The organism is Neolewinella sp., from assembly GCF_965214665.1.
In the GTDB taxonomy this organism is placed as follows: Bacteria; Bacteroidota; Bacteroidia; order Chitinophagales; family Saprospiraceae; genus Neolewinella.
This window is the reverse complement of sequence record NZ_OZ243970.1, coordinates 3118139-3131588: the sequence shown is the minus strand read 5'-3', so window position 1 is coordinate 3131588 and position 13450 is coordinate 3118139. Positions and strand designations below refer to the sequence as shown.

12 protein-coding genes are annotated in these 13450 nt (G+C 59.6%); 9 read left to right on the top strand and 3 right to left on the bottom strand.

Annotation, left to right across the window (positions count from 1 at the left end):
* Positions 1-50: 50 nt before the first annotated feature.
* The 3 genes from msrA to mnmG all read right to left on the bottom strand — a co-directional run bounded on the left by msrA (position 51) and on the right by mnmG (position 2942).
* Positions 51-560 carry a peptide-methionine (S)-S-oxide reductase MsrA gene (gene msrA / locus ACOOHD_RS13515; RefSeq protein WP_420458413.1) on the bottom strand — a complete coding sequence of 170 codons (510 nt, stop codon included), beginning with the start codon at positions 558-560 and terminating at the stop codon, positions 51-53.
* Positions 561-584: 24 nt separating this feature from the next.
* A complete protein-coding gene (locus ACOOHD_RS13510) occupies positions 585-1001 on the bottom strand; it encodes a methionine-R-sulfoxide reductase (protein ID WP_420458412.1) in 417 nt (138 codons plus the stop codon).
* A 75-nt stretch (positions 1002-1076) separates the two neighbouring features.
* Positions 1077-2942: a tRNA uridine-5-carboxymethylaminomethyl(34) synthesis enzyme MnmG gene (gene mnmG / locus ACOOHD_RS13505; protein WP_420458411.1), complete on the bottom strand. Its 1866-nt coding sequence runs from the start codon at positions 2940-2942 to the stop codon at positions 1077-1079.
* A gap of 93 nt (positions 2943-3035) precedes the next feature.
* Between mnmG and ACOOHD_RS13500 the strand changes: the two genes are divergently transcribed.
* From ACOOHD_RS13500 to ACOOHD_RS13460, 9 genes are all read left to right on the top strand, one after another.
* Positions 3036-4580, top strand: coding sequence for a hypothetical protein (locus ACOOHD_RS13500; RefSeq protein ID WP_420458410.1), 1545 nt, complete (start codon positions 3036-3038; stop codon positions 4578-4580).
* 15 nt (positions 4581-4595) lie between these two features.
* Entirely contained in the window at positions 4596-6071 is a 1476-nt protein-coding gene (locus ACOOHD_RS13495; RefSeq protein WP_420458409.1) for an ArnT family glycosyltransferase, read from the top strand.
* A gap of 147 nt (positions 6072-6218) precedes the next feature.
* Positions 6219-7832, top strand: a complete 1614-nt coding sequence (locus ACOOHD_RS13490; RefSeq protein ID WP_420458408.1) for a Na(+)-translocating NADH-quinone reductase subunit A — start codon at positions 6219-6221, stop codon at positions 7830-7832.
* 51 nt (positions 7833-7883) lie between these two features.
* Complete coding sequence (locus ACOOHD_RS13485; RefSeq protein WP_420458407.1) at positions 7884-9284, top strand: NADH:ubiquinone reductase (Na(+)-transporting) subunit B; 1401 nt, start codon at positions 7884-7886, stop codon at positions 9282-9284.
* Positions 9285-9297: 13 nt separating this feature from the next.
* On the top strand, positions 9298-10047 hold the full coding sequence (locus tag ACOOHD_RS13480; protein WP_420458406.1) for an FMN-binding protein: 750 nt from the start codon (positions 9298-9300) through the stop codon (positions 10045-10047).
* A gap of 69 nt (positions 10048-10116) precedes the next feature.
* Complete coding sequence (locus ACOOHD_RS13475; protein ID WP_420458405.1) at positions 10117-10875, top strand: NADH:ubiquinone reductase (Na(+)-transporting) subunit D; 759 nt, start codon at positions 10117-10119, stop codon at positions 10873-10875.
* Positions 10876-10918: 43 nt separating this feature from the next.
* Entirely contained in the window at positions 10919-11533 is a 615-nt protein-coding gene (gene nqrE / locus ACOOHD_RS13470; RefSeq protein ID WP_420458404.1) for an NADH:ubiquinone reductase (Na(+)-transporting) subunit E, read from the top strand.
* A gap of 63 nt (positions 11534-11596) precedes the next feature.
* Positions 11597-12871, top strand: coding sequence for an NADH:ubiquinone reductase (Na(+)-transporting) subunit F (gene nqrF, locus ACOOHD_RS13465; RefSeq protein ID WP_420458403.1), 1275 nt, complete (start codon positions 11597-11599; stop codon positions 12869-12871).
* 92 nt (positions 12872-12963) lie between these two features.
* Entirely contained in the window at positions 12964-13443 is a 480-nt protein-coding gene (locus tag ACOOHD_RS13460; RefSeq protein WP_420458402.1) for a flavodoxin family protein, read from the top strand.
* The last annotated feature ends 7 nt before the right edge of the window (positions 13444-13450 follow it).

The window sequence follows — 13450 nt, the reverse complement described above, 5'->3', positions numbered from 1 at the left end:
TAGATTAAATTTCAGTCGGCTCGAAGTGAATAAGCTATAGGCTAACACCTTCAGTCTGCTTTGGTTGCCCCGGCGAGCACTTCCCGTACGCGGTCGTTTTGCTTGCGTTCGGGCTGCATCCCGTGGGCATCACAGTAGCCCTGGTGGCGGGTCTCTGCGGGGTAGAAGGCGGGTACCGCGGCCACGTCCGTCTGGGGATCGAACCTAGCTTCCGACAGCGTTTGTAGCATCCGACGGGCGGTAGCCAGCTGCTCGTCATCGGCCAGAGAGAAGATCGCCGAGCGGTACTGTCCGACGCCCCGCCCACGGTTGATCTTGAAGTTGTGCAGGGTGAAAAACTCGGTCAGTAGGGCCTCGGTGGGTAGCACCTGGGGATTGTAGGTCACCTCGACTACCTCGGCGTGGCCAGTGTCCTTGTGGCAGACCTGTACGTAAGTGGGGTCGACGGTGTGGCCGCCGGCGAAGCCTACGCGGGTGCGAAGTACGCCGGGGAGCTGGGCGAGGTGGTACTCTTTGCTCCAGAAGCAGCCGGCGCCTAGTAGTAGGATGGTGTGGGGCATAGTCTAGCGCAACTGCAAGTTGCCTTAAACGGCGTCCCGATAGCTATCGGGAGAGCTAGCATCGTACTTCTCACGGGGGATGAACTTCATGGACAAGCTGTTCACGCAGTGGCGGGTATTCTTGGTCGTGAAGCGCTCGCCCTTAAAGACGTGGCCCAGGTGGGCACCGCAGTTGTTGCAGAGAATCTCGGTGCGGCGACCATCGGCATCGGTCTCGTGGCGCACGGCTCCCGGTACCTCATCGTCGAAGCTCGGCCAGCCGCAGCCACTGCTGAATTTATCCTTGCTATCGTATAGGGGTGCCTCGCAGCGGCGGCAGACGTAGACCCCGTCTTGCTTGAAGTTATTATACTCCCCGGTGAAGGGCATCTCGGTGCCCTTGTGGGCGATGATGCGCTCTTCTTCCTTCGTGAGGGTATTCCAGTTTTCCTTCGTTTTCATAGTAAGAAAACAGGCTGGAAGGGGTTTGGTTGGACTACGCTGCGTTCGCTCTAGGCCCCCCCCGCTGCTGCAGTACTACCGGCCCAGATGCACCAAGAGCACACTCACATCCGCCGGGCTCACCCCACTGATCCGACTGGCCTGCCCAATCGTCACCGGCTTGAGCTTGTTGAGCTTCTGGCGGGCCTCTTTACTAAGGGCCGTGAGCTGCTCGTAGTCGAAGCTCCGGCCCAGCTTGATGCCCTCCAGCCGACTGGCCTTCTCCACCGCTTGCCGCTCACGCTCGATGTAGCCCTCGTACTTGAGGGTGACCTCGGCGAGGTTGATGGTCTCGGTGTCGTAGGGAGAAAGGAAGTCACGTAGGGCGGGTAGGGCAGCGGCCAGGCCCTCCAGACTTACGCCGGGGCGGGCCAGGACCGTGTCGAGCTTGACGCCCTGACGGAGGGTGGCCGTGCCGACGGATTCCAGGTAACCGTCGAGCTGATCGGGGGTCACGCTGTGGGCACGGAGCTCGGCGGCGATCGCGGCAACGCCCTCCCGTTTAGCCTGCACCCGCGCGCTCCGCCCCTCCATACCGCGTACACCGAGGGCCTGGGCCATAGGGGTGAGGCGTAGGTCGGCATCGTCCTGGCGGAGCAGGATGCGGTACTCGGCCCGACTGGTGAACATGCGGTAGGGCTCCTCGGTGCCCTTGTTGATGAGGTCGTCGATGAGTACGCCGATGTAGGCATCGCTGCGCAGCAGGATGAAGGGATCACGCTCCTGTACCTTGAGGGCGGCGTTCATGCCGGCGATGAGGCCCTGGCAACCGGCCTCCTCGTAGCCGGTGGTGCCGTTGATTTGTCCGGCGAAGTAGAGGCCGTCGACCAGGCGGGTCTCCAGGGTGGGACCGAGCTGGGTGGGGGGGAAGAAGTCGTACTCGATGGCGTAACCGGGGCGGAACATCTTCATGTTCTCGAAGCCGCGGACCTTGCGTAGGGCCTTGTACTGTACCTCCTCCGGCAGACTGGAACTAAACCCGTTCACGTAGATCTCACACGTATTGCGGCCCTCTGGCTCCACGAAGAGCTGGTGCTGATCGCGGCCGGCGAAACGGTCGATCTTATCCTCGATGCTGGGGCAGTAGCGTGGGCCCAGTCCCCGGATGCGGCCGTTGAACATGGGCGAGCGGTCGAAGCCCTCGCGCAGGGTCTCGTGCACCTCCGGTGAGGTGTAGGTGACATGGCAGGGTAGCTGATCGACCAGCTGCGGGGTATCGGTGTAGCTGAAGCGGCCGGGGTTTTCGTCGCCGGGCTGCTCGGTCATCGCGCTGTAGTCGAGGGTGCGGCCGTCCAGTCGGGCGGGGGTGCCGGTTTTCATGCGGCCGGACTCGAAGCCCAGGTCGCGCAGCTGCTCGGTGAGTCCCGTAGCGGAACGCTCGCCGGCCCGGCCGCCACCGAACTGCTTCTCGCCGATGTGGATGGTGCCATTGAGAAAGGTGCCGTTGGTGAGTACGACGGAGCGGGCGGGGATCTCCATGCCCAGTCCGGTGTAGACGCCCTGCGCACGGCCGTCCTTGACCACCACGCCGGTGACCATCTCCTGCCAGAAGTCGATATTGGGGTGGGCCTCCAGTTTCTCGCGCCAGTTGAGTGCGAAGGCCATGCGGTCGCTCTGGGCGCGCGGGCTCCACATGGCGGGGCCCTTACTCAGGTTGAGGAGGCGGAACTGCACCATGGTCTCGTCGGTGATGATGCCGGAGTAGCCGCCGAGGGCGTCGATCTCGCGCACGATCTGTCCCTTACCTACGCCACCCATAGCGGGGTTGCAGCTCATCTGGGCGATGGTCTGCATGTTCATGGTGGCCAGTAGAACTTTGGCCCCTAGGTTAGCGGCGGCTACGGCGGCTTCGCAACCGGCGTGTCCGGCTCCGACTACGATGACGTCGTATGTGGGGAACATGGTGGGGGGTTGGAGATTAGGGGACGGGGGACGGGGGACTGGGTGGGGGAACGCTTGGGGGGGCGGCAAAGTTACGGAGTCGGATATTACGGCGTGAAGTACCTCCTCCTAGCCCTAGTGATCGGTGCCCTACTGCGCATCCCAGGTTGCTTCACCCAGGAGCAACTCCAGCGCTGGGGGCTCTTCGAGGCCGACGAGGAGCAGCACATGGCCATCGCCGTAGACCGCTATAATGAGCTGGCGGGGCCGAAAGGAGCCATCGCCGACCCCTTCGAGTTCGGCAACTTCAACGTGCAGGGGTACGGGCGGGTGAGTGCCTACGTGCTGTACGGGTGGCACCTGGTCACGGGCCGGCTGCCGGACTTTGCCACCATCATATATACCAACCGCGGTCTGGCAATTACCTACTCCCTGCTACTCATTGTAGTGGTGTATTTCCTGGGGCGGACCCTAGGACTGAGTCAGACCTACGCCGGACTCGCGGCCCTACTCGTAGCCAGCTGCGACCTGCTCATCAGCTACGGGCACTACGGGCTGCCGCTTTCGGGCTACGTGCTATTTGTGTACCTGTCGCTGCTGGGGGGCTGCCGGTTGCTGCGGGGTCCCGATCCAGTAGGGCTGATCCTGCTCGCGTTGGGTGCGGCCGGGGCGCTAGCTTTCAAGTTCGATGGCTTCGTGGCGGTATGGGGGGGCTTGCTGCTACTCTACGCTGCGGCTATCCGGCGTAAGCATGCCCACCAGCTACCACTATACTATCTCCCGCTAGCCCTCGGACTGGGCCTACTCTTCCTCTGGCTCCTCACCTACGGCTGGAGCTGGGAGGAAATACGCTTTTCTTTCGAGGAGCTGCGCCGCCAGAACGCTGACGTGGTCGAACGCGACGACCACCTGCGCGATAACCTTATTGTATATCCCCTCATGGTGATGGCCGGGATCGGGCTACCGGTCTTCGCCCTGGCCGTCTACGGCGTCTCACGTACCCGCCCCAGGCCGGCTGTACTTTATATGGCCGGCCTGCTACTCACTGAGTTCGTACTGCTCTGGGTACTGGACACTACCTTCGTTCGGCGGGCGGCGGTGTTCATGCCGGCGGTCGCACTACTGGCAGCGGCGGCGGTGGCCCGGCTCCGTCCCCGCCCGGTCTGGGTGGTAGGGATGGTCGCCTGGTCACTGGGCCTGGCGCTAACCGGACAGTACAACCACTGGCACGATACCCGCTACGCCTTTCGCGACTGGGCCCGGGAGGCCCTGCCTCCACCGGTACGCATCGGCACGGCGGGCATTTCCGTAGGCGGACTGCCCAACACCCGCTATTATGAGGGCGCTCCCCTGGACTACTTCGCAGTACACGAGAGCATTGGGGGGCGGTACACGCGGTCGGCCACCACGCCCTTTGGCGTGCCGGACTGCTGCGCGGAGGTCTACCACTGTGGCCCGGAGGCCCGCTGCCGGCAGGTGCAGGGCATCCTGCTCGGCGAGCACCCCGGCTTTGAGCTGGTACGCGAGTTTGCTCCCCTCGACGTCTTCCCCGAGCGGCTGCTCTACGCGGCCCTGTTCGGCTATTATGAGACCTTCGTAGGTTACGTGCGGGTGTACCGGCGGGTGGCGCCGCAGCGAAATACGTATCCGCTATCCTGATCCTACCTTCGGCCCATGCCGCGCGCTACCTCTTCGCTGATTCCTCTAGCCGTGCTACTACTGGCCGGCACCATAGTCTTCTACCGGCTGGGAGCTAGCGAGCTGCAGCCCTTCGATGAGGCACGCCGGGGCACGAGCGCCATTGAGATGGCCTACGGCACGGCCCAGCACTTCCTGGTCCCCACCTACGCCGGCGCACCTGACCACTGGGGTACCAAGCCGCCGCTGCTGATCTGGCTACAGGCTGCCTCCGTACGGCTGTTCGGGATGACGCCCTTCGCCGTACGGCTTCCTTCCGCCCTGGTTACCCTCGGCCTGATCGCGCTACTACTGCGGTGGTGCCGGCGCGACTGGGGCGGTTACCTCCCCGCCGCCGTGGCCGCCCTGTACCTGCTGAGCAGTGCCGACTACCTGGGCAACCACGGTGCCCGTTCCGGAGACTTCGACGCGCTGCTGATCTTCTTTCTCGTGGCGCAGCTGGGGTTCATCCACCGGTACCGTTGCACCGGCGCACCCGCCCAGCTGGTCTTGTTTGGCCTGAGTGTGGTGCTGGCGGGGTATACGAAGGGGATCGCGGGCTGTTTTTTCCTGCCGGGTATCGGGCTGTGGTTGCTGCTGGACCGACGGGGGCGTGAGCTATTGACTCAGCCCCGGCTGTACCTCGTGGGACTGGCTGCCCTGGCCCTGATCACGGCCTACTATCCGCTGCGCGAGGTGGTCGATCCGGGGTACATCGCAGCGGTGCGGCACAACGAACTGGGGCGGCGCTTTACCTTGGCGCTGGAGGGGCACGACGGGCCCTGGTACGCGTATATGGAGTTTCTGGCCTTCGACGAGGGGACGAAGTGGCTCAATCTGCTGCTCCTGCCGGCCTTGTTCTCGATCCGCAATAGTCGCAACGGGGCGCTCACGCTGGTCGCCGTGGTGGCCGTGACCTACCTGGGCGTCATCTCCGTAGCGGCGACCAAGATCTTCTGGTACAAAAGCCCGCTGCTCCCCCTGATCGGATTGCTCTACGGGGCGGGCTTACAGCACTGGCTGGGCTCCCGTAGTTGGCGGGGGCGGCTGGGTCTGCTTGCCTTTACGGGTCTGACGCTGTGTACATTATACGGCAGCTGGCAGCAACTCAATGGGCGGCGGGCGGTGATCAACTACGTCCCGGCTCCGGCACCGCACGTGGCGGCGATCGACGCTCCGAATTTTACGGCTCCCTTTACGTTGGTACTGCATCACTACCAGCCCAACGCGCGCTTCCATCTGGCGCGGTCGCGGGTGCAGGGCAGGTCGATCCGACCGGTGTACAGCACGTTTCCCCCCTACATCACGGTGAATCAGACGCTGCAGCCCCCCGAGCTGGCGGTCGGTGAGCGGGTGGCCGTGTGCACTACGCGGGATTACGACTACCTTGCCACCCGCTATTTGCTAAAGGAACTGGCGCGGGCGGGTGTCTGTCGGCTGTACCACACGCAGGGTACCAAACCGGCTGACTAACTGGACGAAATCTAAATAAGGCGACAATTTTAACATGGTCCAGCCTGACGGGGCCGGACCATCGTTAAGTCGTAACTTTGCCGCAATTTCTCCCCTTTGTCGGCTGCTTGCAGTCCGATTTACCCTCACAAACGCAGCCCCACGCGTATGAAATTCACGAAACCGGCTGGCCTTCTTCTGCTGCTTGTTGCCGCATTTGCCCTACAGTCGCAGGCCGATCCTCTGTCGGGTGGAAACCTGGTGTTTTACGGTATTGCGGCCCTGTCGCTGATCATCTTTTTCTACATTGTGGTCAGTGTGGCAGATAACTTCATGGTTATTGAGTCCAAGCAAATGGGGCTCAATGCGGAGAAGGAGGCTGGATTGTTTCCCCATTTCAATCAGTTGTTTCGCGGCAAACTGCCAGACTACCTCAAGAAGAGCCACGTGTACAGCCTACGGGCCGGCTACGATATCCCGATGGCAGGCGAGCCTTCGGACGATATCCGCGAACCAAAGGTTACCCGTTTTGCCCTGAGTCCACCGGACTTTTTTGGCCTACGGCCCATTCCGAAGGTGGTCGTCGAAGAGGGCGACACGGTCAAGGCCGGCGACCCCATTTTTTACGACAAGCAGCTCAGCCGGATCAAGTTCTGCGCCCCCGTAAGCGGGGAGGTGATCGGCGTGAACCGGGGCCTGAAGCGCTCCATCGCCAACATCGTGATCCTGGCCGATAAGGAGCAGCAGTACCGGGAGTACGACCTGCCCAAAGGCAACGCCTCGCGCGAAGAACTCGTGGAGTTTCTGCTCGAAAGCGGCGTGTGGCCGGCCATCCGCCAGCGGCCCTACAACATCGTGGCCGACCCCGATATCGTGCCCCGCGACATCTTCATCTCCACCTTCGATACCTCGCCCGTAGGTCCCGACCTCAGCCTTGCCGTGCGTGGCCGTATGGACGTCTGGCAGACCGGCATCAACGTCGTGCGCCGCCTCACCGACGGGCTCGTCTACCTGGGCCTCGACGGCCGCGGCAAGAAAGAACCCCCCTTTGCCATGACGCGGGGCGTGGAGAAGCGTTACTTCCGTGGTGCCCACCCGGCCGGTAATGTAGGCGTACAGATCCACCATATCCACCCCGTGGGTACGGGAGACAATACCGTCTGGACGCTGGATGTGCAGGACGTGCTCATGATCGGGGAGCTGTTTCAGCACGGACGGCTAGACACTAGCCGCCTGGTAGCCATCTCGGGCCCTAGCTTTTCCGACCCCTGTTACGCGCGCACCAAGATCGGTGCTAACATCGGTGAGCTCATTGCCGGGCACGACCTGCGGGAGCACTCGCGCATCATCAGCGGAGACGTACTCTCGGGCACCCAGACCACCAAGGACGGCTTCCTCAACTTCTTTGATAACCAGGTAACTGCTATTTTGGAGGGCGACGAGCCGGAGCTCTTCGGTTGGCTGCTGCCCATTAAAGAGCGTGCCTCGGTGTCGCCGACCATCCCGGTACTGAGCAATCACCTGGACATCACCACCAACACCCACGGGGAAAAGCGGGCCTTCGTGGTCAACAACGATTACGAACAGGTGATGCCGATGGACATCTACCTTACGTTCCTCATGAAGTCGATCCTGGTCAACGACCTGGAGAACATGGAGGGACTGGGTATCTACGAGCTCGTGCCGGAGGATGTTGCCCTGGCGGAATTTGCCTGCGTAAGCAAGCAGCCGCTACAGCAAATATTGCGTCAGGGACACGACACCATGATTGCGCAGGGTTAACAACTATAGAATTGTCGGGCTGTTTTCTCATACAGTCGCTATCCAACAGCTATGAAAGCATTGAATGATTTCGTCAAGAAGTTCGAGCCGGACCACGCTACCCAGCCGCTCCTTTCTACGACTTATGACGCCTTCTATACCTTCCTCTTCCAGCCCGGCTCCACCACCAAGGGCGGTGTGCACGTGCGTGACGGTATGGACCTCAAGCGGCAGATGGTCTGGGTGGTACTGGCGCTACAGCTACTCTATATCTTCGGCACCTGGAACATTGGCAATCAGCACTTCAACGCGCTGGGTCAGTACACCGGTTTGCTGGAGGGTTTTCACCTTAAGATTGTCTACGGTCTGATTCAGGTCATTCCGATCTTCGTAGTCACTCACGTAGTGGGCCTGGGTATTGAGTTCATTTACGCCGCCAAGAAGGGCCACTCCGTAGAGGAGGGCTTCCTGGTTTCCGGCGCACTCATTCCCCTCATCATGCCGCCCGATATTCCCCTGTGGATCCTGGGCCTTTCCGTAGCTTTTGCCGTCGTGCTGGGTAAGGAAGCCTTCGGCGGTACGGGTATGAATATCTGGAATATTGCCTTGCTCTCGCGGGTATTTATCTTCTTTGCCTACCCCACTACGATCTCGGGTGATGAGGTCTGGATTAGCGGTATCGAGAAGGTCGATGTCGGCGTCTATGCAAGCGAGGCTTACAGCATTGTTCACCACGCCTTCGACTGGGTGTTTGCCGGTTTGGGTTGGAATACCTTCGGTCAGGGCGGCCAGCTCGTGGCGGACGGCTTTACCGGAGCGACGCCGCTGGGCATCGCGGCTAAGGAAGGCTGGGAGGGCGTCTCCGCAGTCTACGACCAGAGTGCGATCTTCTGGGGTAACATTCCCGGTTCGATCGGGGAGTCGAGCGTACCCCTGATCCTGATCGGTATGGCCTTCATCATGTTCACCCGTATTGCTGACTACCGCACCATCGTTGGTGGCCTGATCGGCTTTATGGTCGGTGGCTTCATGCTTAACGCCATCGCTCCCTCCGAGCTCACGGCCGATACCCCCGGTATCTTTAAGTTCATGGCCATCCACCCGCTGCGGCAGATGATCATGGGCAGCTTCCTCTTCGCGATCACCTTTATGGCCACCGACCCCGTAAGCAGTGCCGATACGCCCACCGGCAAGTGGATTTACGGTTTCCTAGTGGCCTTTATTGGCCTCATCATTCGGGTGCTGAACCCCGCTTACCCCGAGGGGTGGATGCTATCCATCCTACTGATGAATACCTTTGCGCCCCTCATCGACCACTACGTTTACCAGGCTAACATCAAGCGTCGCGCCAAGCGGACTGCCAGTATGGCTAAGACCCGCGACGAGCTCATCACCAAGCGTGGTGACGTCGAGGTCTTCACCCCCGAGAACGCCGATGACTACCGCCCGGTCGGTAACCTCGGCATCTACTAAACCCCACCCTGCCATGAGCACTAAATATATCTACACCTTCGGTACCATTATGACGGTCCTTGTGGCCCTCGTACTGGCTGGCTTTCGGACCGCTACGGCGGGAGCGGCAGCGCGAAACGAAGACGTTTTCAACAAGCGGGAGATCCTGGCTACCGTAGCCGAGCCTCTGGCCGCAGCGGGTAAATCCATTAGCGGTCTCACCGACGAGGAGGTACTTGAAATTTTTGACGATCAGGTAGAGCAGGTTGTAGTTAATACCTCCGGAGAGGTACTTGACGACGTGGATTTTGCCAGTATTGATCTAGCTACCGAATACAAAAAGCCGGAGGACCAGCGGGAATACCCCGTCAATATTTTCAATATCGACGGTGATCGCTACTACGTCTTCAGCGTCCGCGGTAACGGACTCTGGGACGCTATCTGGGGCAACATCGCCCTGGCTAGCGACCTCAACACGGTGACCGGGGCCAGCTTTGACCACGCGGGTGAAACTCCCGGTTTGGGTGCCGAGATCAAGGACAATGCCGGCTGGAAGAACCAGTTTAAGGGCAAGAAAATCTACGATGGTGACAAGTTTGTCAGCATCTTGGTCCGCAAGGGCGGTGCCGTCGATCAGGAGCACGAGGTCGATGGTCTGAGCGGTGCTACCATTACCGGCGATGGCGTTACCAAAATGCTCTACAAAGGTCTCAAGGCCTACGAACCCTTTATCGAGGAACAGCGCGCCGAGTCCGGCGAGGCGACTAGTATGAACCTTAAGTAATTTTCCACTGCCTACCACGGCGCCGTAGGGCGTGGGTGGTAGCCTATATCCATAGCTAGCTACACAGACATGGCAGAATCAACTGAAATTAAAACAGGTGTTGTTACTGACGATCGGCCGGAGGAAAAGCAGCCCCTATTTGGCAAAAAAGAGAAGATCCTAATTACCGACCCCCTGCTTGACAACAACCCCATCACCATTCAGGTACTGGGGGTATGCTCGGCACTGGCGGTGACCTCTTTGGTCTACCCCTCTCTAGTGATGGCCGTTGCGGTTGTGTTTGTGACGGCCTTCTCCAGTCTGGCAACCTCACTGATGCGCAACATCATTCCGAAGGCCGTTCGCCTGATCGTGCAGCTGGTCATCATCGCTACTTTGGTGACGCTCGTTAACGAGGCACTAAAGGTGCTGGCCTTCCCCGTATACAAGCAGCTTTCGGTTTACATCGGTCTCATCATCACCAACTGCATCGTGATGGGGCGTCTGGAGGCCTTCGCTATGGCGAATAAGCCCTGGCGGTCTTTCCTGGACGGCGTTGGTAACGGACTGGGGTACGGCCTTATCCTAGTTGCCGTAGGGTTTGTGCGGGAGCTTTTCGGCAAGGGCAGCCTCTTTGCCGGCTCCGGGATTGCGTTGAATATCATCGGCCCCAGCAGTGACTCCACCAAGTACCTGATCAATACCGCCGCCGAGAGCGGCATCGGCAGCTTCTTCGGTTGGTACGCTAACAACAACCTGATGGTACTACCGGCCGCGGCGATGTTCGTCATCGCGGTGTTTATCTGGCTACAGCGCAGCTACAATACCAAGCTGGTTGACATCTCGTAATCCAGTTCTTCCCCGTCCCTCAATCCCCTAATCCTACACTGCCATGGGTGATTTCCTCAACATCTTCATCAAGTCGGCCTTCATCGAGAACATGGTGCTGGCTTACTTTCTCGGTATGTGCTCCTTTCTGGCCGTATCGAAAACGCTGAGCACGGCGAGTGGTCTGGGTCTGGCGGTCATCTTCGTACTTGGCGTGACGATGCCCATCAACTGGATCATCAACGAGTACGTGCTGATTCCGGCGGACCTTGAATTCCTACGCTTTATCCTCTTCATCGCCGTTATTGCCTCTACCGTACAGCTGGTGGAGATGGTGCTGGAGAAGTTCTCTCCCGGCCTCTATGCCGCGCTGGGCATCTTCCTTCCGCTTATTACGGTGAACTGCGCGATCCTCGGAGGTAGCCTCTTTATGGTGAGCCGGGAGTATAACCTGAGCGAGTCGGTAGCTTTCGGACTGGGAGGTGGTTTCGGCTGGTTCTTGGCGATCATCGCACTGGCGGCTATCCGCGAGCGTATTCGGTACAGCAATGTACCCCCGGCACTGCGCGGACTGGGGATGGCGTTCCTGATTACGGGCCTAATGGGTATCGCCTTTCTGAGCCTCACCGGTATCGATCCCTCGGTATTCGCCGGTTGGCAGCCCGAGGCGGCCGAGTAAGTTTTACCCCCAGTAGATAAACCCCCGGCTTTCCTTCCGGCTTACGTATAAAAGTATCCAACCATGATCACCATTGGAGCAGCCGTTGTCGTCTTTACGCTCATCGTGCTCGCACTCATTACGATGCTGCTCGTCGCACGCCGCAGACTCGTACCCCAGGGCGAGGTCAAGATCGTTGTCAACGGAGATACCGAGAACCCCCTAATGGTTCAACCCGGCAACTCACTGCTCTCGGCCCTGTCCGATAAGAGCGTTTTCCTTCCCTCCGCCTGCGGGGGCGGTGGTACTTGCGCTATGTGTGAGTGCGAGATCACCAAGGGCGGCGGCGACGTGCTGCCCACCGAGCTTAACCACCTTACCCGTCGTGAGGTCGCCGAGCACAAGCGGCTGGCTTGTCAGGTAAAGGTGCGCGAGGATATGGAAATTCACATTCCTGAGGAAATCTTTGGTATCAAAAAGTGGGAGTGTACCGTGGACCGGAACTATAACGTAGCTACCTTTATCAAGGAGTTCGTCGTCCGCCTACCTGAGGGGGAGAAGATGGACTTCGAGTCCGGCGGCTACATCCAGATCGATGTACCCAAGGTGACCGTCGACTTTAAGAACTTCGACATTACTCCCCACCCGGTGTTTCATAAGGGAGCGCCCGCCGACAAATTCAAGCCTGATTGGGATAAGTTCGGCATGTGGGATTTTGTCATGAAGAATGATGAAGAACAATTCCGCGCCTATTCCATGGCCAACCACCCCGGGGAAGGTGACATCATCATGCTCAACATCCGTATCGCACCCCCGCCCTTCGACCGGCAGAAGAACGCCTACCTGGATGTAAATCCCGGTGTGTGCTCCAGCTACGTCTTCAACCAGAAACCCGGTGACAAGGTCACGATCTCCGGCCCCTACGGTGAGTTCTTCATTAAGCCCACCGACAAGGAGATGGTCTACATCGGCGGTGGTGCCGGCATGGCCCCCTTGCGTAGCCACATCTTCCACCTCTTTCACACGCTGAAGACCGACCGCAAGGTCAGCTACTGGTACGGTGGCCGCTCCAAGGCCGAGCTTTTCTACACGGAGGAGTTCAACGATATCGAGAAGGACTTTCCCAACTTCAGCTACCACATCGCCCTCAGCGATGCCCTGCCCGAAGATAATTGGGACGGTATGACCGGCTTTATCCACCAGGCCGTCCTCGACAACTACCTCAAGGATCACCCTGAGCCCGAGGAGATCGAGTACTACCTCTGCGGCCCGCCCCTGATGCTTCAGGCCGTCCAGAACATGCTCGACGAGCTCGGCGTCCCCGAAGAGAATATCGCTTTTGACGACTTCGGCAGCTAGAACCACAAAGCCCCGATCTACCACGTGGATCGGGGCTTTCTCGTAAAACAAAGGCCGCTCGACCTTGGTACGTTGATGATTGTCTAAGATATATGTCCAGTATCATCATTGTGGGTAGCGCACGCCGTAACGGTAACACTGCAAAGGTCGCCACCACGTTAGCGGAGAAGCTAGAAGCTTCCATAGTAGACCTCCTAGACTACCAGCTCTCCCCCTACCGCTACACCGCCGACTACCCCACCGGCGATCAATTTATCCATCTCATCGAGACCTACCTGCTTCCCCACGATCACATCGTCCTAGCCAGTCCAGTTTACTGGTACACCATGAGTGCTCAGCTTAAGGTGTTTCTCGATCGCTTCTCCGACTTACTCACCACCCACAAATCCCTTGGCCGGCAGTTACGCGGGAAGCAACTCAGCGTGCTCTCCTGTAGCAATGACCGCCAAATCAACGAATCATTCTACGCTGCATTCCGACTGACCACCAATTACCTCGGCATGAACTACGGCAGAGAATGGCACGGTTGGATAGTTAATAACCGAATCGAATTAGCACATTCGCCTATCTAACCGCAAA